Source organism: Halothece sp. PCC 7418, assembly GCF_000317635.1.
Lineage (GTDB): Bacteria > Cyanobacteriota > Cyanobacteriia > Cyanobacteriales > Rubidibacteraceae > Halothece.
Genome location: NC_019779.1, coordinates 3,611,078 through 3,633,872, shown reverse-complemented (window position 1 = coordinate 3,633,872; position 22,795 = coordinate 3,611,078). Strand labels below are relative to the sequence as shown.

Annotated in this window: 21 protein-coding genes; 11 read left to right on the top strand and 10 right to left on the bottom strand. The window is 44.4% G+C overall.

The genetic code is table 11. From position 1 onward, the window contains the following. Nucleotides 1-253 precede the first annotated feature (253 nt). From PCC7418_RS16655 to PCC7418_RS16645, 3 genes are all read left to right on the top strand, one after another. A complete protein-coding gene (locus PCC7418_RS16655) occupies nt 254-2,110 on the top strand; it encodes a ribonuclease J (RefSeq protein ID WP_015227358.1) in 1,857 nt (618 codons plus the stop codon). Between the two features lie 260 nt (nt 2,111-2,370). Beyond that, a complete protein-coding gene (locus tag PCC7418_RS16650) occupies nt 2,371-2,739 on the top strand; it encodes a rhodanese-like domain-containing protein (protein WP_015227357.1) in 369 nt (122 codons plus the stop codon). Nucleotides 2,740-2,902: 163 nt separating this feature from the next. Further along, nucleotides 2,903-3,712 (top strand): A24 family peptidase, encoded by an 810-nt coding sequence (locus PCC7418_RS16645; RefSeq protein ID WP_015227356.1) that lies wholly within the window; start codon nt 2,903-2,905, stop codon nt 3,710-3,712. 69 nt (nt 3,713-3,781) lie between these two features. On the opposite strand, the gene PCC7418_RS16640 is transcribed toward PCC7418_RS16645, so the two are convergent. From PCC7418_RS16640 to trmD, 5 genes are all read right to left on the bottom strand, one after another. After that, entirely contained in the window at nt 3,782-4,357 is a 576-nt protein-coding gene (locus PCC7418_RS16640; protein ID WP_015227355.1) for a CPBP family intramembrane glutamic endopeptidase, read from the bottom strand. A 12-nt stretch (nt 4,358-4,369) separates the two neighbouring features. After that, the gene (locus PCC7418_RS16635; protein ID WP_015227354.1) at nt 4,370-5,422 is read right to left on the bottom strand and encodes a DUF3326 domain-containing protein; all 1,053 of its coding nucleotides are present in this window, start codon (nt 5,420-5,422) and stop codon (nt 4,370-4,372) included. Continuing rightward, nucleotides 5,419-5,595, bottom strand: a complete 177-nt coding sequence (locus PCC7418_RS20670; protein ID WP_015227353.1) for a hypothetical protein — start codon at nt 5,593-5,595, stop codon at nt 5,419-5,421. Before PCC7418_RS20670 ends, PCC7418_RS16635 begins: the two co-directional genes overlap by 4 nt. A gap of 306 nt (nt 5,596-5,901) precedes the next feature. Next, nucleotides 5,902-6,315 (bottom strand): DUF29 domain-containing protein, encoded by a 414-nt coding sequence (locus PCC7418_RS16630; RefSeq protein WP_015227352.1) that lies wholly within the window; start codon nt 6,313-6,315, stop codon nt 5,902-5,904. A 28-nt stretch (nt 6,316-6,343) separates the two neighbouring features. Next, a complete protein-coding gene (gene trmD, locus PCC7418_RS16625) occupies nt 6,344-7,039 on the bottom strand; it encodes a tRNA (guanosine(37)-N1)-methyltransferase TrmD (protein WP_015227351.1) in 696 nt (231 codons plus the stop codon). A gap of 2 nt (nt 7,040-7,041) precedes the next feature. Here trmD and PCC7418_RS16620 point away from each other — a divergent pair, with 2 nt between their 5' ends. Further along, entirely contained in the window at nt 7,042-8,514 is a 1,473-nt protein-coding gene (locus PCC7418_RS16620) for an ATP-binding protein (RefSeq protein WP_015227350.1), read from the top strand. A gap of 193 nt (nt 8,515-8,707) precedes the next feature. On the opposite strand, the gene PCC7418_RS16615 is transcribed toward PCC7418_RS16620, so the two are convergent. After that, complete coding sequence (locus tag PCC7418_RS16615) at nt 8,708-10,882, bottom strand: transglycosylase SLT domain-containing protein (RefSeq protein ID WP_015227349.1); 2,175 nt, start codon at nt 10,880-10,882, stop codon at nt 8,708-8,710. Nucleotides 10,883-10,894: 12 nt separating this feature from the next. Beyond that, nucleotides 10,895-11,536, bottom strand: coding sequence for an LON peptidase substrate-binding domain-containing protein (locus PCC7418_RS16610; protein WP_015227348.1), 642 nt, complete (start codon nt 11,534-11,536; stop codon nt 10,895-10,897). Between the two features lie 216 nt (nt 11,537-11,752). Here PCC7418_RS16610 and PCC7418_RS16605 point away from each other — a divergent pair, with 216 nt between their 5' ends. Both PCC7418_RS16605 and PCC7418_RS16600 read left to right on the top strand, forming a co-directional pair. Then, on the top strand, nt 11,753-12,922 hold the full coding sequence (locus PCC7418_RS16605) for an LL-diaminopimelate aminotransferase (protein WP_015227347.1): 1,170 nt from the start codon (nt 11,753-11,755) through the stop codon (nt 12,920-12,922). A 72-nt stretch (nt 12,923-12,994) separates the two neighbouring features. Continuing rightward, nucleotides 12,995-14,881: a hypothetical protein gene (locus PCC7418_RS16600; protein WP_015227346.1), complete on the top strand. Its 1,887-nt coding sequence runs from the start codon at nt 12,995-12,997 to the stop codon at nt 14,879-14,881. Here the strand turns inward: PCC7418_RS16600 and PCC7418_RS16595 are convergent. Beyond that, on the bottom strand, nt 14,878-15,174 hold the full coding sequence (locus tag PCC7418_RS16595; protein WP_015227345.1) for a DUF3082 domain-containing protein: 297 nt from the start codon (nt 15,172-15,174) through the stop codon (nt 14,878-14,880). The two genes, PCC7418_RS16600 and PCC7418_RS16595, sit on opposite strands and share 4 nt — an antisense overlap. 98 nt (nt 15,175-15,272) lie before the next feature. Between PCC7418_RS16595 and PCC7418_RS16590 the strand changes: the two genes are divergently transcribed. Together PCC7418_RS16590 and murQ are read left to right on the top strand one after the other, a co-directional pair. Further along, complete coding sequence (locus PCC7418_RS16590) at nt 15,273-15,641, top strand: DUF3110 domain-containing protein (protein WP_015227344.1); 369 nt, start codon at nt 15,273-15,275, stop codon at nt 15,639-15,641. Nucleotides 15,642-15,699: 58 nt separating this feature from the next. Next, nucleotides 15,700-16,563 (top strand): N-acetylmuramic acid 6-phosphate etherase, encoded by an 864-nt coding sequence (gene murQ / locus PCC7418_RS16585; RefSeq protein WP_015227343.1) that lies wholly within the window; start codon nt 15,700-15,702, stop codon nt 16,561-16,563. A 71-nt stretch (nt 16,564-16,634) separates the two neighbouring features. On the opposite strand, the gene PCC7418_RS16580 is transcribed toward murQ, so the two are convergent. Next, complete coding sequence (locus PCC7418_RS16580; RefSeq protein ID WP_015227342.1) at nt 16,635-17,900, bottom strand: RNA-guided endonuclease TnpB family protein; 1,266 nt, start codon at nt 17,898-17,900, stop codon at nt 16,635-16,637. A gap of 191 nt (nt 17,901-18,091) precedes the next feature. On the opposite strand from PCC7418_RS16580, the gene PCC7418_RS16575 reads away from it, so the two are divergent. Beyond that, a complete protein-coding gene (locus tag PCC7418_RS16575) occupies nt 18,092-19,201 on the top strand; it encodes a branched-chain amino acid ABC transporter permease (RefSeq protein WP_015227341.1) in 1,110 nt (369 codons plus the stop codon). After that, complete coding sequence (locus PCC7418_RS16570) at nt 19,191-20,006, top strand: ABC transporter ATP-binding protein (protein ID WP_015227340.1); 816 nt, start codon at nt 19,191-19,193, stop codon at nt 20,004-20,006. The genes PCC7418_RS16575 and PCC7418_RS16570 overlap by 11 nt, the downstream gene beginning before the upstream one ends. A gap of 376 nt (nt 20,007-20,382) precedes the next feature. On the opposite strand, the gene PCC7418_RS16565 is transcribed toward PCC7418_RS16570, so the two are convergent. Then, nucleotides 20,383-20,781 carry a Rid family detoxifying hydrolase gene (locus PCC7418_RS16565; protein WP_015227339.1) on the bottom strand — a complete coding sequence of 133 codons (399 nt, stop codon included), beginning with the start codon at nt 20,779-20,781 and terminating at the stop codon, nt 20,383-20,385. Between the two features lie 136 nt (nt 20,782-20,917). Here PCC7418_RS16565 and PCC7418_RS19550 point away from each other — a divergent pair, with 136 nt between their 5' ends. Then, a complete protein-coding gene (locus tag PCC7418_RS19550) occupies nt 20,918-22,780 on the top strand; it encodes a peptidylprolyl isomerase (protein WP_015227338.1) in 1,863 nt (620 codons plus the stop codon). Nucleotides 22,781-22,795: the final 15 nt, after the last annotated feature.

Genomic DNA, 22,795 nt, shown 5'->3' with positions numbered 1-22,795 from the left:
TTCTTCGTTATTTGTTCTTTGGGAAAGTAATTACAGTGGTCAACAATGAACCCTGTCAGACGTAGCCTAGGCGAAGCACGATGAACATTTCCGAATCACATTTATGTACCTCAATAAACTAAGAAAAGCTATATTTATTAATTTTGCATTATGAGTGGAGTTTAAACTTTAATTTCCCTAACGGGATCGGTTTTTTATACCCATTAGTCATTATTAATTGTTCATTCAAGTCAAGTAAAAGGACAACAAATTCATGAGTAAAAACGAAGCACAACCCAACTTGAGAATTATTCCTCTCGGCGGACTTCATGAGATCGGCAAAAATACCTGCATCATTGAATATGGGGATGAAATGATCCTCTTAGATGCAGGGATTGGTTTTCCCAGTGAAGATATGCACGGCATTAATGTTGTCTTGCCTGATATGACCTATTTACGGGAAAATCGACATAAAATCAAAGGGATGATTGTCACCCATGGACACGAAGATCATATTGGGGGAATTGTTTATCATCTGAAACAGTTTGATATTCCTGTTATTTATGGCCCCCGTTTGGCTTTAGCGTTATTGCAAAATAAATTAGAAGAAGCAGGAATTGCGGATCAAACAACCTTAAAATCTGTTCTTCCTCGGGATGTGGTTAAACTGGGTAGTGCGTTTTCTGTGGAGTATATTCGCAATACTCATTCCATTGCAGATAGCTGCTGTGTAGCGATTACCACGCCTCTAGGGGTTGTTATTCATACAGGCGACTTTAAAATTGACCATACCCCTGTCGATGGCGAACATTTTGATTTACATCGTCTTGCGGAATATGGCGCAAAAGGAGTCCTTTGTTTACTCAGTGACTCCACTAATGCAGAAGTCCCAGGACATACCCCATCAGAAAATTCGGTGCGTCCTAACTTAGATCGGGTTTTTGCAGAAGCGGATGGACGTTTGTTAGTGACAACCTTCGCCTCTTCTGTGCATCGCGTTCGGATCATTTTAGAACTTGCAGAAAAACATAATCGAGTAGTGGGTGTGGTCGGACGTTCGATGTTAAATGTTATTGCTCATGCTCGTAACTTGGGGTATATAAAATGTCCCGATAATTTGTTTGTCTCCCTGAAAGAGTTAAATAAAGTACCCGATGAACGCAGTGTGATTTTAACAACGGGTTCACAGGGAGAGCCTTTAGCAGCAATGACCCGCATCTCAAAAGGGGAACATCGTCAAATTAAAATTCGAGAAAATGATACAGTCGTCTTCTCTGCAAACCCCATTCCTGGCAATACGATCGCGGTGGTGAATACCATTGACCGTTTGATGATGCTGGGGGCGAAAGTGGTTTATGGTCGTCATCAGGGGATTCACGTTTCTGGACATGGTTCGCAAGAAGATCATAAGTTGATGTTGGCGTTAACCAAGCCTAAATTCTTTGTTCCCTTCCACGGTGAACATCGGATGCTGGTGAAACATGGGGAAATGGCGCAAGCGATGGGGATTCCCAAAGAAAATATGGTCATTATTAACAATGGCGATGTCGTGGAAGTGTCGCGCGATCGGATTGAAGTGACAGAAAAAGTACAATCTGGAATTGAACTGGTGGATCATTCTGGGCTTGTCCATAAAGATATTATGACCGAGCGTCAACAACTCGCCCTTGATGGTCTCATTACGGTTGCAGTTGCTGTAGGAACCGATGGTAAAGTTTTAGCGCAACCTGAAGTTAATCTGCGAGGGGTGGTGAGTCCACTCGGACAGACGAAGATTAATGAACTGATTATCCGTAGTGTTGAACAAAGTATCAAAAACTACTGGAGTAACTTAGCCACCAATGGGAATGGAAAACCGATTGATACCAATATCGACTGGAGTGAGTTGAAAATCGAAATTGAAGGGGGATTAAAACGGTTAGTGCGACGAGAGTTGAAGAGTCAACCCGCAACGGTCTGTTTACTGCAAACCCCGCAAGAGAAAGATGGAAAGGTGAAAAATAATGGCAATGGTAAAACTGCTCCCATCATCAAGAATAAAGATAATGGCAATAATGGGACGAATGGAAAACAAGATTTCCAAGGTCGCCGTCGCCGTCGTCGCTCTGCTGCAACTGTTTCATCACAATAGAGTGATGTAGCACTTTTCAGACTAACGAGTAGTGTGGTGGGCAATACCCACCCTACCATAATCCAGTCAGAGAGCGGTGGGTTTCAAACCCGTGGATGATCCTTAATGAGAGTTGATTACTCTTCACGTTGTCCCCTTGCCTAGCACGTAGGCTGATACTACTTTAGGTATATTTTGTCAAATTTTGAGCAACAAAAAATTGCAAAATGTAAAAAAGTTGTTACATTGTGAGTAACAGCTATTCAAGGTAGATTAGAATTATGACTTCTGGACTATTCCCACGACCCGCTTCTTTTAAGGAACAATCTCGCGTTTACGATCTCAAAAGCCGTCTTGATTGGGGTGAGCCTGCTTTAACTATTGTTGATGTGCGCGATCGCGCTTCCTTCAATGAAAGCCACATCATGGGTGCGATTTCTTTCCCCAGTGAAGAATTAGTCGCTCGTGTCGAAGCTAACTTAGAGCGCGATCGAGATATTTACGTTTATTCTGATACTGATGAAGAAACTGCCAATGCAGCAGCACGACTCCGAGAAGCTGGCTTTGAGCGCGTTTCAGAAGTGACTGGTGGTTTAGGTGCATGGAAAGCAGCTGAGTATCCTGTGGAAACCACTTCCGTTGCAGCCTAACCCTTTCCAGATCACTCTTTTATCTCTCTCTAGACTAGAATAACGCTTTTTTCCCGCCTTGACAGGTGGGTTTTTATTTTTTTAAAAGATGTAGTTCACCGAAAATTGCTATATTGATTCTGAGTTTGGGTAATCTGAAACTATCAATTCAATAAAGATCCAAATGGACGTTTTTTCTCAGTTTATTATCAGTAGTTTTATTTTTATCTTTGGGGCTGCTATTGGCAGCTTTTTAAATGTTGTTATTTATCGGATTCCTGCTAATCTTTCTTTACTTTACCCACCGTCTCGTTGTCCCGTTTGTAAACATCGTTTAGGTAAAACCGAAAATGTTCCCATTGTGGGCTGGCTTTGGTTGCGTGGGAAATGTCGCCATTGCAAAACCCCCATTTCTCCCCGTTATCCGATTATTGAAACGGTAACCGCTATTTTATTTGTTTTAGTTTATCTTCAGTTTGGATTAACTCTGGAAACAATTGCGTATTCGGCGTTTTTAAGCTGGCTTTTAGGCGTATCTCTCATTGATTTTGATACCATGACCTTACCCAATGCCTTAACGCAATCAGGGCTAATGGTTGGCTTAGGTTATCAAGTGATTCGCGGTTGGACGGGTGACAATTTAACTGAACAATTCATGTTTGGAATTATTGGTGCAGTTTTAGGAATTTGGTTATTTGATATTATCACCATTGTTGCTTCAGGAATTTTAGGACAACCAGCGATGGGCGGTGGTGATGCGAAACTGGCTGCGATGATGGGGGCTTGGTTGGGATGGAAACTGTTGCTTGTGGGTTGTTTTCTCGCTTGTGTGGTGGGAACTGTAATTGGTGGGGGCGCGATCGCGCTGGGGATTCTCAGTCGTCGTCAACCGATGCCATTTGGTCCGTTTTTAGCGTTAGGGGGCGCGATCGCGCTATTTTATGGACAACAACTGATTTCTCTTTATACTAATATCTTTTTCCCAGCTTTTTGATATTCCTAATTACCAGTGATCAGTTATCAGTGACCAGTTATCAGTGACTAATGACTAATGACTAATAACTTATCTTTTCTCTAATTTCCAAACCAAACTAGAAACAAAGTTGGTAAAAATATGAGCAATAATCGGAATTAATAAGTTTCCTGTGGTGATCATAATTGTGCCTAACAGTAAGCCAACGGCTGTCGCCCAGACACCATAGGGCCATTGTTGCGCCCCTCCTAAATGGAGTACCCCAAATAACACACTGGAGATAATGACAGCGAAAACACCCGATCCTAACGCAGGAATCATCACGCCACGGAATAAAAGTTCTTCACTTAACCCTGGTAGGAGTCCTAGCCAAATTGTATCAGGAACCGCTAAGGGTTTTAAGACTAACTCTAAATAATATTGTGCGCTGCGACGATACGCGGGCCAAATTTTATAAATACCACTGCTGGCTAAAATAATTAATCCAGCAATCCCTAACCCCAATAAAACGGCTTCTAAACTGAAGGAAACGGGAAACAAAGCTACTGATCCTAAATATTGCCATGCTTTAGCGACAATCAGTAATAAAATAGCAGTAATCCCCATAATCGTTAGGACTTGGGGACGGGTTAAGGGTTCAAATTCAAAATTATTGGGATTGGTCACGATACTTTTTCTTTAATTTAAGCGACACAAAGACGAGACAGGCAAACGTAACGCATCAGGATTCATCCCACTGCGCTGAGCCACTAAGACCCCTACAGCCTCTAAATAAGATTGGACACGAATGGTTTTAATTCCCAAAGACTCAGGGGTAACTTCCATTGTAGTTTGATTATCTTCCACCGCAATAATTGGTGTCTGGGATTGACTCCAACTTAAAACCGCACTTCCGCCTGCAGCATTAGCTGGAATCACAACTGCATCCACCGCATCGGCGTTTAAATCGACAGAAGGTTGAGGATGGGTGATAAATTGGGGAGCGCGAGATAAACCCACTAAAACACAAGGAAGAAACGTATAGCCTAATTCTTCGGCGGCAGCACGAGGGGAGACAGTTGCATCCGCAGGAAGGGGGCTTAAAGCAGGGGCATGGGCGCAGGGAATTTGAAATTCACGGACAATCAAATGGGAAATGACGGCTTCTGCACCAGCGAGGGCATCCACCCCTTGACCTTGACGATAGCTAGTGAGGGCTTCTGCGTCCATATCATCGGGAAAACGAGCAACCACCGCGATCGCGCTCACTTTTCCTTGCTTGATTAAGATTTCCGCAGCCCTTAATAAACTATCTGGTTGTCCAATCGTCCCCCAACTTGCCCCAGAATCAGCCGTTTGCAACTGCACATCAAGGGGGGCATCCGTCACGATATATTCCCCCATATTCACCCCAAGAGTAGTTTTTACCGCTTCTGCTGCTTGCAGATGACGCAATTGCAATTCTGGTTCAATGCCTTGGTCTAAAATTAATCCGACACGGTTTTGATGCACAGGACGCAAGCCCCAACGGTTGGCAGCAAACTGATCCAAGCCATAGCCTTCCACATAATAAACATTGGGCAAAGACCAATAGAGTTGTGCGCCATTGAGGACATTGGGATGGGTAATGACTTGATCACTAATTTGCGCGATCGCGCGGGCAATCGGTAACGCATCCCCTGCATAACCGCCAATGCTTGCCCCAATTCCTGTGGGAACAATTAAAGCAACTGTAAACGGACGTTGAGTCACGATTTTTTTGTTACAATTGCTTCAACTTGGACTTTTTTCTGATTAGTATCCACTTTCGTAATCGCCCAACGGAGAGGCTGACCCCGTTTTTCTAATTCGCTTTCAATTTCTTGTTGTAAGGTTACAGGCTCTTGGTTTAAATCTAGTTCCGCTTCAATAAAATGAGTGGTCATTGTTGGTTCGATTCAGTTATTGTGAATGGACTATCGACTAAATCAAAGATTGTAGTCGTAGCTTCTTTTAATCCTTTAACCAGACCAAAACCGCCATTCTCGGTTGAATCTAGGGACTTTTGCCATAGATCAACTGGAGATGATTTCTCTCTCCAGTCAAACTGTCGTACTAGCCAATCAAAGTGGAAGCCGTACAGGTACTTTCATGATAGCACACTACTGGTCTCGCTAACTACCGACCAAATCGGAGATTGTCTTGATTTTCTGTATGGTATTGCTTCCAAAAGCAAAGTAATCAGTTTCTGACTAAGGCAAAAAATTATCATCCAAAACTTCTTCTAGAGAATAGGAAGTTTCTGGAATTGTCATTCCCGATTTAAGTTCTACAATTTTTTTAGCCTTCCCATACAAATAGTCTAAGCGATGTTGAAGATGTTTTTTTAAGTTGGTTGTTAACTTAGATTCCAGTTGCGCCCGAAAATTGACAATTTCACCTCGCCAATGATTCTGATTGATTGTTTGAGAAGTCCAATATTGACAGTAAAGTAAATGTACCATAATGTTGATTGTCAAACTTTCAACGGCACTTTTTTCTCCCCTCACCAAAGCCTCTAATTCCTCAATTAAATGATCCACATCTAAGGCTTCAAATTTACCGTTTCGTAAAAAATCAGCTTGTTGTTGCAGCCATAAATCGTAGTCGCGATCAATGTCATACATCAGACAGATGACCTCATTGAATAATTCGTTATTCGTTCATTTTTTTCCATTTTTCCCACAAATCTGGGCGACGTTCTTGAGTGCGTTTCATTTGTTGTTCTTTTCGCCACTGCGCGATCGCGCCATGATTTCCAGAGCGTAACACAGGCGGAACTTCCCATCCTCGAAATCTTGCAGGTTTCGTATATTGCGGATAATCTAACAATTCCGTTTCAAAACTCTCTGCTTTCAAAGAATCTGCTTTTCCAATTGTCCCTGGAAGTAAGCGAATCACGCCATTAATCAAAGCTAAGGCAGGGATTTCGCCACAAGTGAGGATAAAATCCCCTAAAGACACTTCACGAGTTACTAAATTTTCACGAATTCGTTCATCCACCCCTTCATAATGACCACAAATTAACACCAATTGCTCAAAATCAGTCGCCAGTTCTCGCAATAAGGGCTGATTCATCGGTTCTCCCTGTGGTGTCATCAAAATGACTTCTTGTTTCGGAAGTTGCGGAAGAGATTCTACCGCAGCAAAAATCGGTTCGGGCTTTAATAACATTCCCACCCCTCCCCCATAGGGTTCATCATCCACCCGACGATGCTTATCAAAGGCAAAATCCCGAGGGTTGACAAAATTCACGTCAGCAATTTGTTTTTGCAGAGCTCTCCCAACAATACCAGAATTAAGGGGAGAGTGGAAGAAATCAGGAAATAGAGTAATAACGTCAAAACGCACGATTGATTTTAGTTTCTGCAGGTGAGTTAATTATTTTAAACGCTGGTCTCAAACTTTCTTCAGAAGCCAATCCAGACCTAGAAACCACTAGAATAGGGAGTAGTACCGTTTTTGACAACGGAATCAACTTTGTCCTCAAGCGAAATGTTTCCCCAATGGTGAACCGACTTTTATTCCCCGCTAGCTCTGAATTTACCGCACTTTGCCGTTCGCAAGTGAGCAATTTACAAGAAGGATTAAATGCAGATCGCGGTGCGGTTTACTTAACGAAAGAATTGACATCTGGAACTCGACAGTTGATTCCCATTGTGGTCTATCCCGAAGATAGCAGTTGTTGGGAAGAGACAGTTGAAAAAGACACAATTGTTACATCCGATGATTCATTATTAGAAAATACTCCTTTTGAATTGCCAGCAAGTGCTTCTTCCACCGAGGTTACACCACAGTTAGCCACAGCGCAACCGAATCTGATCCCTGATGTGGTTAACCAAAACAATCAACATCAAATTGTTTTTCCGTTACTGCATGAAAATGTCATGATGGGGTTATTAGTCGTTGCTCGTCAACAAGCCCAGTGGAGTCAGTGGGAGTTTACCCAAATTCAGCGCACTGCAACAACGATCGCGCTGGCTTGCGTTTTAGATCAACGTCAGGGACTCTCGCAACAGCAACTTCGTGAACAACAATGGCAACAACAACGACAGCGAGATCAACTCGATGATATTCTGCACCAGTTACGAAACCCCCTCATGGCCCTACGTACCTTTGGGAAACTGCTGCTGAAACGGTTTCAGCCTGAGGATGATGAGAAAAAACGCTCCCTCGCCGAAAATGTGCTGCGAGAAAGTGAACGTCTCCAGCAATTACTGCAAGAAATGGGGGATTATTTGGATCAAATTGGAACCCTGACAGAAGAAGATGTCACTGTTGAGACCCAAACAAAACCGCTTCTCGGGAGTGATACAACTGTCAAATCCTTACCCCCAAGTCAGACCTTAAACTTAGAAACCTTAGCTTTGAATGAGGTATTGCAGCCAATTGTAAATTCCATGAGCGCGATCGCGCAAGACCATAAGATTGATCTCAAAACCGACATTCCCGATCATCTCCCCCCGATTCAAGCCAACCGCAAAGCCTTACAAGAAGTTCTGAGTAATCTCTTGGATAACGCCATCAAATACACCCCCGAACAAGGGACGGTTGAAGTCGTGATTTGTAACGACAAACCGAACCAACAAGGGATTATCATTCGGGATAATGGTGCTGGTATTCCGCCAGACGATCAACCCAAAATCTTTCAACGACATTATCGCGGAGTGCAGTCAGAAGGGGATATTCCAGGAACTGGCTTAGGCTTAGCCATTGCGCGGGATTATGTGGAACAAATGCAAGGTGAAATTGAATTAATCTCTCCAGCAGTTCCCCCTGAAAACCCCACCCATGGGACAGCTTTTATTGTTTGGCTGAAGCGGTAGCTATAGCGCTACGCGCTAGGCAAGAGTAAGGTATATAGCACTTCCCAATCTCATGAGGTACATTCTAAATTTTGGTTCTTTGTTCTTTGTTCTTCGTTCTTTGTTATTTGTTGGTTTTTAATCAATGAACCACGAACCATGAACCATGAACATCCACCGACTCGCATTACGTACCTCAACCAACTAGGAAACGCTATAGGTGAGTTTGAATCTCAGGATTATAGAGTCGTAAATAATTCCAGTAATTGCCAAAAACGGCTTCGACATAGCCTTTTGTTTCAGGAAAGGGAATATTTTGCACAAATTCATCTGCATCGGCTAACCCGTAACGCTTGACCCACTTTGCCACATTCCCAGGTCCAGCATTATAACTCGCCACGGCTAACATCGAATGATTATCGTAACGGTCGTGAGTGTAATCTAAATACCACGTTCCTAACTGAATATTATCTTCGGGATTGACTAAAGAATAGGTTTTGAGATTGGTCTTACTGGCGACCCATTCTCCTGTACTGGGCATAATTTGCATTAATCCTTTTGCCCCCGCAACCGAACCAATCTCTTTTTCAAAACGGGATTCTTGACGAATCAAACTAATCGTTAAGAGAGGATTCAACTCTCGTTGCTGAGACCACTTGAGAATACTTTTGTGATAGGGAAAAGGGAATAAAGCCTGCCAATACATCGGCGTTTCCCGTAAATTTTGCCAACGAGCAATTTCAGCAGGTTCATCCCGATATTGTAGGGATGAGATTTGACCAATTCCTTGGAGATATTTTGCTTGCGTTAGCCTTAAAACGCCATCTGTAAATTGTTCCTCCACAGATAAAGAAGATGAATTGCTCGTTTCCATTTGCCAGAGAGTCCAGGCTGCATCATCTTGTCCCAGTCGATAGAGTTCTTTCAGTAACGCTGAACCTGCAGGAAGTGAAGGACGAGAGGTGGGTTTCACCACCTTGGGCATTTGATCGCGAATGGTATCAAAATCTCCCACAGGTAAACCCAAATGCACCGCAGAACGCCACGCATAATAAGACTCTGGATATTGCGATAAGGTTTCCTGAAATTGGGTTTCGGCTGCTGTGGTTTCTCCTTGCTGTTGTAACCATTTTCCCCGCCAGAATCCAGCTTTGGCTGCTAGGATGTCCTTGGGATTTTCTTCAGTAATCGCAGTTACCCAGTCTATAGCTGCTTTGATATTGCCTTGTTTGGCTGCTGCTTCTGCACGTTCCCAGCGATAGTCTGCTGCTGCATCAGACTGAGAATAGTTATTTAATAAGGTTTCTCTGGCTTGTTGGGCTAACTGGGTTTTTCCTTCTGCTGCTAAAAGTTGGGCTTGCGTGATCAGCGCGTCTGGGGCTTCTTGCGGAAACTGATTAATCACTTGATCCAAGTAAAAGATTGCTTCTGAACGGGATACCATTCCCGCTAAGCGACGTAAGCCTAAGCCTGTTTCTTCTGTATCAGGAAAAGTCTTCAGGAGTTCTAGATAAATTTGTTTCGCCTTACCAGTTTCGCCACTGACTTGTAAGGATCGAGCCTGACGATAGAGGTTTTTCGGAGTTTTGGGGGCGTTACCGTAGGCTTCTCCTGCTTTGCCGTATTCCCATGTTTCCCAATAGCCTTGCGCGATCGCGCTCCAATCTTCAGGAGTCAGTTGATTCTGATATTCACTCACCAACCGATCGCGCACCTGATTCATTCCCTTGGCTTCTGGAGTCTGCTGAGACAAAATTTTCAGCAGTGCCGGTTGATCAGGATTCTTGGCTAAACGCTCCTGAATAATCTCATGAGTGCGAGGATGTTCTGGATACTCAGCGATTAAAGTCTCCCAGTTTTGCGGATCTTTTTTTCCTAAGTGATATCGGGCTTCTCCAATAATTGCGGAATTAAAATCATTTTCGATAATTTCAGACCAAATTACTGCTGCATTTTCACTCTCTCCTTTCATGACATAAGCATCCGCCTGTTTCAGACGAATGTAGCCCGTGAGTAAGGGATAATCCATGTCTAAGTTGTCTAAATATTGAAGGGCTTGATCCGGTTGCTGGTTTTCTAAGGCGGTAACTGCTAGCAGATAACGAGCGCGATTTTGGTCTGGCTGATGACCGCGTTCTAAAATTAATTCCAGCTTGCTGATCCGTTCTGGTGTGGGCAAAGACACCAGAGAAAACACTTCAGAAGGAGGCAATGACTTCGGTGTTTGGGGGTCAGCCATTTTACTGGTTTCTCCACCCAATAACACGGTCATTTGCTCTCGGCTTTGTTCAATCCATTGCGGTTTTGTTGCCCCTAGCAGGAGACTAGTCAACTTTCCCGCCAAGGCAACAAAAATTAACCCCAGTAAAATCCGCGCGGAGGACTTCATTCCAAATTTTCCTTATTTCAACGCATCTTTGAGCGCTGTACGCGCAGCGAGGTGATTGCGAGTGGAATTCAAAATTTCTGCTTCTCGATCTAAGCGGGCTTTTGTATCTTGCATTTCAAGAAGACTTTGTTGTTCTGAGGCAACCCCATACAGGTTACTCGCCACCCAAAATGATAATTCTCGCGGTAAGTCTGGAATATCATCGGGAAGCTCAATTTTTTGATCCGTTAACTTAGCGGATAGCTTGACGACATCCTTTAACAAGGCTTCTACGTCACTAGCAAGAGGACGTAAATCCATGTCTGGGCTTTCATCTTCAATCCATTCTACTAAGCCCACGCGATAAGGCTTTTCTCGTACCCAGTTTAAGACGCGAAACCGTTGTTGTCCGAGGGTCAGCATTTTCATCCGACCATCGGGAAGACGCTGAAATTGAGAGATTTCTGCACAACAGCCCACTGTTGCAATATCTCCTTTGACTGGATCAAACATTAACACCCCAAAGCGACGATCCGTTTCTAAAATTGTGTTCATCATCATGCGATAACGAAACTCAAAAATGTGCAGTGGGAGAGGACGACTCGGAAATAGAACTACATCCGGTAACGGGAAAAGAGGAAGTTCTCTTACAGCCATAGAGGTTGAGGATGCCATGGTGTCTTACAATTGCGAAAGAGTTACATTTCCTTCTACTTTAACGAAAACTCTCCATTAATGAGCCAAATGAGCCTCGTCAGCAATCCTCCCCAAATGGAAGGGGCTTGCTCAAAGGTTTTGCGGAGTTTCTAGGGGATTCGCTTAAAAAAACTCTCGATCCTAATTAACTAATGTGCCTTTTTGACAGGGTTTCAGACCCGTGATGTAATAACCATGAAATTTTCTCAGCGTCTGGATAACATTCCACCTTACCTCTTTGCAGAAATTAATCGCAAACGCCAAAAACTACTCGCCCAAGGGATTGATTTAATTAATTTAGGTGTTGGTGATCCAGACCAACCTACCCTCCAACCAATTCTACAGGCGATGCACCAAGCCATTGATGATCCCAGTACCCATAATTATCCTCCTTATCAGGGAACAATGGCGTTTCGGGAAGCGGTGGCTGCTTTTATGGCGCGTCGCTACGGGGTTACGGATCTCAACCCAGAAACCGAAATTTTATCTTCCATTGGCTCAAAAGAAGCCATTCACAACACTTTTTTAGCCTTTGTTGATTCTGGAGACTATACCCTCATTCCTGATCCAGGTTATCCCGTTTATCAAACAGCAACCCTCTTTGCTGATGGTCAGCCCTATCCCATGCCTCTACGACCAGAAAATGATTTTTTACCTGATTTAAAGCAAATTCCCATAGAAATAGCTCAAAAAGCTAAACTGCTTTGGATCAATTATCCCAATAACCCCACAGGGGCATTGGCGAGTTTAGATTTTTTTGCAGAAGTGGTTGCCTTTTGTCGCCAACATGACATCTTACTCTGTCATGATCATGCCTATGCGGAAATGGCTTATGATGGTTATTTGCCCCCGAGTGTCTTGCAAGTGCCAGAAGCTAAAGAGTGCGCGATCGAGTTTCATAGTGCTTCTAAATCTTATAATATGACCGGTTGGCGCGTGGGATTTGTCGTCGGGAATGCTTTGGGAATTGAAGGGTTAGCCAGAGTCAAGAGTAATGTTGATTCAGGAGTCTTCCGAGCGATTCAACAGGCGGTCATTACCGCATTGGAAACGCCACGGAGAGAAATTGATCAGCTGATGACAGTTTATCAACGTCGTCGGGATCTTATTGTTACAGGCTTGAACCGTTTAGGTTGGAATCTGACACCACCAAAAGCCACCCTCTATGTTTGGGTCCAGGTTCCTCAGGGTTATACCTCCCAAGAATTTGCCAATTTGTTGTTAGATCAATGTGGGATTATTGTTCCTCCAGGCAATGGCTATGGCAAGTTTGGTGAAGGCTTTTTCCGCATTGCCTTAACCATACCAGAAGCAGAAATGGAACGCGCGATCGCGCGGATGGAAGCAGCAGGAATCCGCTATTAAGTTAACCTATGATTAAGGAGTCCCACTGCCGAAAATCCCTTTGTGACTCAAATTAGCCCCTGATGTTGTATTATGGCAAATCATTCTCTCCCTTCTCAAGAACAAACCGCAAAGACTAGTGAAGCCTCTCTGTCTCCTCCCAAGGGGAAAAGCGTTTTCAAATTGTTCGGTTGGCCCTTTTGGGCAACTGTGGTCATGGTGACGTTTGGCGTAACTGGTTATGCAGCAACCTCTGCTCTTCTCAGCCTGAATACTCCCAAAGGGTGTGAATCGGTTTATTGGCCCCTCGCTTCAGGATCAAGACGGCTATACTGTGCACAAGTAGAAGCTAAAGAAGGCGATGCCGACAGTTTGCTCAACGCGATCGCGCTGGTTTCAGAACTCCCAGAAGACCATCCCCTCCGTCAAGAAATTAATAAAAATATTAAAGTTTGGTCAGAAGAAGTTTTAGTATTGGGGGAAAAACAGTTTCAAGCTGGGAATTTAGCAGCAGCGATCGCGATTACGAAAAAAATTCCTTCTGGTATCGCAGCGCAAGAAGTAATTACGGAAAAAGTGGAACGGTGGCAGAGCATTTGGGAAAAAGGAGAAGCCATCGAAGAGGATGTGGAAACCCGTCTCCAAGAAGCAGCATGGAATCTTGCTTTTGAAGAAGCAGGAAGACTGGTTGACCTCGATAATGACTATTTAGCTAATCGTCGCTATACAGTATTGGTCGCAAAAATTCAACAGGCAAAAATTGAAGGCGCGGTCCTCGATGAAGCCCGAGATGCTTTTGATCAAGGGGGAGTACAAAACTTATTAACCGCTTTGGAAAAAGCACAAAGCATTGACCAAGACAGTTACTCCTACCAATCCGCACAAACCCTGATTCATCAAGTTGGGGAAACCCTCATGAAGCGGGCGCAAGACAACTTAGATCAACGGCGTTGGGATACTTTGTTAGATATCGCCCAAGGGATTCCAGAAAGCCTTGAATTAGAAGAAGAAGTGGCTGACTATAAACAAATTGCCTTAGCTGGTCTAGAAGCGCGATCGGGAAATGTCGGTGGCTTAAAAGACGCGATCGCGCAAGCCCAAACCCTAACCGAAGAGCGTCCCCTTTACACAGAAGCCCAAACCCTCATTACCCGTTGGGAAAAAGAAATTGATGACGTACAAACCTTAAATTTGGCTCAAAAATATGCCAATGGGGGGAGGACATCAGATTTACGGGCTGCTATGGCAAAAGCAGATGAAGTGCCAAGAGGGAATCCTCGCTATCAAGAAGCCAGACAGTTGGTGAATCAGTGGAATCGCAGGATACAAACCATTGAAGATCGACCCATTCTCGATCGCGCCAGCAACATTGCTCGCGGAAGTAGCATTAAAAATTATAAATCAGCCATTGCCGTTGCTCAACAAATTCGTCCCAATCGTGCTCTTTATCGACAAGCGCAACAGAAAATTGCCACTTGGCGCGATCAGGTTCAACGCATTGAAGACCAGCCAATTTTAGAACAAGCAGTTCGCTTCGCCAATCAAGGACGTTTCCAACGCGCGATCGCCACAGCCAATGAAATTAGTCCCAACCGCGCCCTCTATCAAGAAGCCCAAAGTGATATCCGACGTTGGCGCAGCGATCTCCAAGCCCGAGAAACCCTCCGTCAAGCTAGTGAAATGGCTTCTGCTAAAACAGTCGATGCTCTCTCACAAGCCATTGTCAAGGTCCGTCAAGCCCTGAACTCTCAAACCTACCGTTATCAAGCAGAACGATTGCTCAACCAGTGGAGTAAACAACTTTACGCGATCGCGCTGCAACAAGCAAATCAAAATAATTTAGCTGCTGCCATTCGTATCGCACAGAACATCCCGTCTCGCAGCAGTGTTTATCAAGAAGCAAGAACCAACATTCGACGTTGGCAAGAAGAATTAACGGTCGAGACGGAAGAGGTGATCGAGGTGGATCGGGAAGATTAAGAAGATTGGTTCTCTTGCAGCCATTGGATTCCGCTTTGGATCGCCAGCAGCAATAACCCCACGGCAACAAGAATAAAAACGGCAGTGGCTAAAACCCCAATTCCCATGACTAAAGTTCGGACCGCAACCGCGATCGTTGCTGCAGTTTGATTACTATCGGGAAGCGGTTGTTCCGCATAACGGGCAATAATCGCTTGTGTGAGGCGATATAGAGGATAACTTAAGCCCCCTGCAATGACTGCGCCCAAGACAGCATTTCTAAAGGTAATGGCGTGAGAGGTGGATTGTGTCATTTGAATAATTAATAATTAACAATTAATAACGATCTCGTTAAACTGGGAAGGATAGCAAACTGTTGGTGAAATCAAAATTAAGGACTGTCATTCGCATTATGCGTGTCTATGTACTATTATTCAATACCGGAAGTGAAAACCAAGGCATCCACTCGCTAAAAATGGGCGATCGCGATATTGTCTTAATGTTTGAGTCAGAAGACGATGCCACCCGCTTTGCCCTGATGCTAGAAGCGCAAGATTTTCCTGAACCCAGTGTAGAAGAAATTGATGCTGAAGAAATTGAAGCCTTTTGCGAGGAAGCAGGCTACGAAGCACAACATATTCCTGAAGGAAAACTGATTACGCCTCCTGATAGCAAGGTGGAGCAAATGGACTGGAGTTTGGAAGATAAAACCAGTACACCAGAATCCCCAAGTGGTGATAATCTGGATGATGTTCGCCGTCGCTTAGAAAATTTACTTTAAATTCGGTCTTGGTTCTTTGTTAGTCCTCTCTCTGTGGTTCTCTTCTCAACCTCAACCTATGCACTCCTCTCGCGGTCATCTCTTAACGGAACAAAATAATCCCAATAGTGTCCACCTCGACCAACTCTCCAGCGTGGAAATTGTCGAACTGTTCAATCGGGAAGATGCACAAACCCTCAGGGCAATTCATCAGGCGCGGGAACAACTCGCCCAAGCGATTGATCTCACCAGTGAAGCCCTGAAAAGGGGAGGACGTTTGTTTTATGTCGGTGCCGGAACCAGTGGGCGTTTAGGGGTGTTGGATGCAGCAGAATGTCCCCCCACCTTCTGTACTCCACCAGAATTGGTACAGGGGATTATTGCGGGGGGAAAAGATGCTTTGGTGAAAAGTTCTGAAGGCTTGGAAGATCGCAAAGCAGATGGAGAAAGCGCGATCGCGCAGCATCAGATTAACAGCGAAGATGTCGTCGTTGGAATCACCGCAGGCGGAACCACTCCTTATGTTCACGGTGCGTTACAGGCAGCCCAAGCCCGAGGAGCAACCACCATTTTCCTTGCTTGCATACCACAAAATGACTTATCTGTCAAGGTTGATGTGGATATTCGGCTGTTGGTGGGGGCGGAAGTTTTAGCGGGATCAACTCGTTTGAAGGCGGGAACGGCGACGAAAATGGCGTTGAATATTCTCTCCACGGGGGCGATGGTCAAACTGGGGAAAGTTTATGGGAATCGGATGGTGGATGTTGCCGTTACCAATGAAAAATTGCGCGATCGCGCCTTGCGGATTCTTCAGGACTTGACCCCCCTGTCGCGGGAAGAATCCGCCCTCCTGCTCGAAAAAAGCGGTAATCGGGTAAAAACTGCACTCTTGATGCAGTGGGAAGGCTTAACCCGAGAAGAAGCAGAAAAACGCCAAATCTAGACGTTCCATGGAATGTCTCTACAGAACAAATAACGAAGAACAAATCCGTTGACATCCTCTCCCGTCAAACGCTACGCGCTATGACGGGAGATTCCCAGCCTCGCGACTAGGCTTTCCTGTTTCCCAGACTCTTGGCTAGGCAACGCCCCCGCCAGATCGTCTCCACAGGCATTTTGTTTAACGTCCAACCACTGCCCGAGGTCAGACAATCCCCGATTTCTGATTACTTCACCACTCACTACATCTCTTGCTCCGATGTAGCCACATTCAGGACAGTTATGGACTCTAATCTCAAGAGTCTTCTTACCAGTCTCTGTCCCACACTGGCTACACTCTTGAGATGTCCCATCTTTGTCCACCTTGGCAAAGTAAACATCTCTCTTCCAACAAACCCACTGGAGGATGTTAACAAACTGACCGAACCCAGCATCCGCAGCGTGTTTAGACAACATTCCTCTTTGCCAAGTGCGGAAGTTAATGTCTTCGACAAAAATCATTCCAGCACCGTCGCACAAGTGGTGCGCCAACTTAAAGTGCCAATCCTTACGAGTGTCAGAGATGCGTTGATGCACTCTTGCTATTTTCCGATTTAGCTTATGTCGGTTATTCGACCCTTTTTGTTTGTTCTTTAGCCTACGTTGGAGCGATCGCAGCTTCCTTTGTAGAGACTTTAAGAACCGAGGTCGTTTAACTTCTAAACCATCGGAAGTAGCGACAAACTTGTCAAACCCGAGGTCTAACCCTCTTGGATGTCCATGAGGAAAAGGTTGAGGAACATCCACATCTAACTGGAGGGAAAGCATCACGAAGTAGCCAGAAGCCTTGCGGACAACTCTGGCTTGCTTAATCTTAAATCCCTCTGGAATGTCTCTTGACTTTCTGAACCTAATCCACCCTAATTGAGGCAACTTAATACAACTCCCTTTGATTACCTCTTTACCTAGCTGTGGATAAACATAAGACCGCAGACGATACCGATTCTTAAACCGAGGAAACCCTAGTCCCTTCTCCTTCATATCAGCGAACGCTCGGTCAAGAGTCCTCAGAACTTGCTGAAGGACTTGAGCGTTAACGGACTTAAGGCGTTCATCAGTTTTCTTTGCTTCGGTTAAAGCCTTTGCCTGTTTATGGTAGTTGGGGTAAGATTCATCGGCAGAAATAATGTACTCTCGTTGGATGGAACAGGCATTAACAGGTGACTTGCGAGAATTATGCCAATCCTTTCTTTCTCTGAGCGCAAAGTTCCAAACCGAACGACAGACATCAAGCGTATGCTCGATCATTTCAATCTGCTGTCGCTTTGGTTGTAACTTGTACTCGTAAGTTAGGGTAAGCATTGGTTTTTGCAAGTCATTAGACGTATGATAACACTATCTACACAATTTGACTACTTGTGTAAGGATGTCCTGACGGACTTTTTTGATTTGGACGCGATTCATCTACCCGTTAAGCCTAACGGCTATAACGGGAGCCCTCTCGCGTCATTAAGATAGAATCTAGGGAATAATGCACAAGTATCAGATATCCGATGGTAAGTTACTTAGTTTTCCTGACCATTTCCACTGGAATCTTTGCGATTTTTGCCCTTGGGTTAAATATCCAATGGGGTTATACTGGATTGATTAATTTTGGTCATGTGGCTTTTATGACCGTGGGCGCTTACACCACTATCTTACTCAGTTTGCAGGGCGTTCCTATATTCATGGCTGCGATCGCGGGAGCGGTTTTAGCAATGCTCTTAGGACTCTTGGTTGGGCTTTCGACGTTACGGCTGCGAGAAGATTATCTTGCCATTGTTACTATTGGGGTTTCCGAGCTCCTCAGGCTCATTGCTCTCAATGAAGAGTGGTTAACAAGAGGCGCGTTTGGCGTTCAAGGGTTTCCTTTGCCGTTAGGAGAGTTTAATCCCAATTGGCTGAGTAAAGGCACAATGATTTTTATTTTAAGCGCGATCGCGCTGTTTGGACTTTGGCAACTCCAACGGAGCTTAAAAGCAGAATTTGAAGCGAGAAAACAACAACGCGGAATTAAAAAGTTTCCCTTTGACCTAGGTTTCTGGGGAGTGTTTGCTGTTTTATTAGGCGGGATGGTTTATGTCAATGGAATCATTGCTCTCATTGATTATGACTATAAATCTGGACTGATGTTATTGATTTTAATGACGCTGACAGTCTTTTACTTGATTGTAGAAACTTTAGTCCGATCCCCCTGGGGAAGAGTCCTGAAAGCGATTCGAGAAGATGAACAAGTGCCAAGAGCTTTGGGCAAAGATGTATTTTGGTATAAACTACAAGCATTCATGCTCGGTGGCGCGATCGCTGGCATTGCTGGGGCGTTCTATGCTTGGCAATTAACCACCATCTATCCGAGTAACTTTCAACCTCTGATTAGTTTCTATGGTTGGACAATTGTTGTTTTAGGGGGTGCAGGAAATAATGGAGGAGTCTTACTCGGTGCAGTGATTTTCTGGGCCTATGATTCCTTAACTCGCTTTATTCTTCCCCAGTTAGGATGGATTGATGATGCCCGTTTAGGAGCATTTCGCATTCTCGTCATTGGCTTGATTTTAATGGTTTTAATGGTGTCTCGCCCGCAAGGGATTTTAGGAAAAAAGGAGGAACTCACTCTTGGTCGATAAGTCTTATTCCTTGTCTAATCCAGCAACGGTTACGCAAGAACCTGCAACTGATGCTCTTTTGTCCGCTCAAGGCTTAAGCAAAAGTTTTGGTGGCATTCAAGCTGTGAACAATGTGTCGATTCAAGTCAAAGCTGGTAGTATTACAGGACTCATTGGTCCCAACGGTGCTGGGAAAACGACACTATTTAATCTCTTATCTAACTTCATCACTCCCGACAAGGGAGAAGTCTATTTTGATGGCACACCGATTCAAACTCTCCGCTCTCATCGTATTGCCCAGCAAGGGTTGATTCGGACATTTCAAGTGGCGCGAGTCCTGTCTCGTTTATCTGTATTGGAAAATATGTTGCTGGGGGCGCAAAAACAAACAGGAGAAAACTTATTTCAGGTTTTAATCAAGCCGAAACGAGTGCAGCGCGAAGAAAAGAAACAGCGCGATCGCGCACTCCTGCTGTTAGACTCGGTGGGACTGGCGGATAAAGCCTATGAATATGCAGGCGCACTCTCTGGTGGTCAACGGAAGTTACTGGAACTCGCCCGCGCTCTGATGACTCACCCGAAACTGATTCTCCTTGATGAACCCGCAGCAGGGGTCAACCCCACTCTGATTAATCAAATTAGTGACCATGTCTTGCGCTGGAATCAAGAAGGGATTACCTTTCTCATCATTGAACATAATATGGATGTTATTATGTCTTTATGCCAACAGGTATGGGTTCTTGCTGAAGGAACTAACTTGGCTCATGGTACTCCCGAAGAGATTCAAGGGAACGCAGAGGTTTTAGAAGCGTATCTCGGACAGTAATCCCCAATTCACAATCCCTGCAACAAGTCAACCCCTCTTCACAAAAGTTTTAAATCCAGTCTAAAAATTAGTGCAACTCGTTTCCAAAAACTTGACAAGATTTTTGGGGAAGCGACGAGAAGACAAGGGGTTGAAGTGGTTTTTTCTATAAAAAGTCAATACTCCCTCTGGATTTTCATTTTCTTCAGCATACCTGAAACCGCGTAATTTCGTCAAGATTTTTCCCTCAACTCATTTCGTTAACTTCTGTAAAGTTGCGGATTTGATAGAAAGATCTAATCTTTTACCGTTTTCTCATCACTTTTACCAATACAAATTGCTTTTTGGTAACTGGTAACTGGTAACTGGTAACTGGTAACTGGTCACTGGTCACTGGTCACTGGTCACTGACCATCGCCATACATTCCACTTCCACTAACGCACCTTTCGGTAAACGAGACACTTCAATACAAGCGCGGGCGGGGGCGGTTTCAGGATCAAAATAAGAACCATAGATTTCATTAACCGTCCCAAAATGACTTAAATCCGTCAGATAAATAGTTGTTTTCACGACATTTTCCCAGCTTGCATTCGCTGCTGTTAAGATTGCTTCCACATTTGCCATCACTTGCTTAGTTTGCGCCACCACATCCCCATCACCAACTAGCGTTCCTGTCTTTGCCTCAAGGGCAACTTGTCCCGACACAAAAATCATTTTTCCTTGAGCAGCGATCGCTTGATTGTAGGGGCCGACTGGTGCTGCTGCTTGCTTGGTTTGAATCACTTCTTTAGCCATTATTCTTGTTTCTAAAGTCTTTAAATTATCACCACTATTTCATCATTACAGCTAATATCAAACGGGTCAATTTCGACTATCAAGTAAAACCTGCTATAATTATCAACTTGATTAATGCTGGAAGTGAGGTTTTATTGTGGTTGCAGTTCCCGTTCTAACAAATTCAATTGCGGATCTCGAAGTGCTGGTTGATCTGGAAGAGACAACAGTCAATCTTTTTGATAACTTTGATGATCCATACACAACAGGTTTAGTGGCTCGTTTTGAGTTATTCGATAAGACATTTCCGAATCAAGGCATCACTGAAGTATTACTTTTTGATCAAGCGGAGAATGGTGCTCCCATAACGGTTGAAAATTTTGCAAACTATGTTGAGGATGGGGATTACGTTAACTCTATTATTCATCGCGCTGTGCCAGAGTTTGTGGTGCAGGGGGGAGGTTTCATTGTTGATGGATTAGAAGACGCACTCGCAGCAGATGATCCTGCTAGTGCCATTTCTAATGTTCCCCTAGATGAACCGATTGTGAATGAGTTTAGTCCAGAGCGGTCTAATGTGGCAGGAACCATTGCCATGGCAAAATTAGGCAATAATCCCGACAGCGCAACTAGTCAGTGGTTTTTTAATCTCGCTGATAACTCGGAAAATCTCGATAATCAAAATGGCGGTTTTACTGTCTTTGGAGAACTGCTTTCAGAAAGCGATTTCGAGGTGATTGACGCGATCGCGGCTCTCCCCACTTTTGATGCCAGTAACTTTACAGGAGAAGCAGCATTTACTAATTTACCTTTGATGACTGACCCCGAGAATCCTCAATTAACGGGTGATGAAAACTTTGTTCGCTACGAAAGTATTTCTATTGTCCAAAAACCAGAACTTCAATTCACAGTCACTAATAACTCGAATCCAGATTTAGTCACCCCCAGCATTAGCGATGGCGAGTTAAGGTTGGATTATGTGGAGGATGCAACGGGAACCGCAGAAATGACGGTACAAGCCACCAACTTAGTCGGTGAAACAGTGGAAGATACATTTTCCGTTACTGTGGAAGATACAACTCCTCCTGTTGTCCCCCCAACCGCAACTGATGATAGTGTGAGCGTTGATGAAAACGAAAGCATCTCCCTTGATGTTTTGCTCAATGATAGCTTTGAAGAAGGTTTAAGCGCGATCGCGCTGGAAACGAATGCCAACAATGGCACAGTGGAGATTGACAATAACGGAACGCCAGATAATCCCACTGATGATCGCTTCATCTATACTCCCAATGCAGGGTTTAATGGGAGTGACAGCTTCAGTTACACCCTTACCGATAACGAAGGAAACAGCAGCACCGCCACCGTTAGTGTGACCGTGAATGCCGTCAATGATTCAGAATCTAGCCTCGGTTTTGGTTCTCTTGGAAATGACGAGATTACAACTGATGCGGACAGCCTTTCCCGTTTCATCTTTAGCGGTGCAGGGGAAGATACCATTGATAATCAGAACTCCCAACAAGAATCAACACGCCTCTATGGAGGAGACGGAGATGATAGCCTCATTGTTGGTAGCAGCGATCGCGCTTTTGGCGGGAGTGGAAATGATACCCTTGATGCGTCTTTGGGTGATGGTCAAAATCGCCTCTATGGAGGAGAGGGGGATGATAATCTCATTGTTGGTAGCAGCGATCGCGCGATCGCTGGTGAGGGGAATGATACCTTAACCTTGACCACTGGTGGCGATAATCTCTTATCAGGGGGAACGGGAAATGATGAGTTTCGCCTTGAATCGGAAAATCTCCCCACCAGCATCAACACCATCACCGACTTTACTAGCGGATCCGATCAAATGATATTTGTTGGTTTTCCAGAGTTAGATTTCACGAACCTCATCTTGACACCTAGCAACAATGGAGAGGAGACATTGCTTGGTCTTGATAGCGTCGATAATGATTTGATTCTTTTACAAGGAGTTAGTCCTGAGAGTCTCACAGCAACCGACTTTAATTTTATGGGTTAATTTAGCAATTCTAGG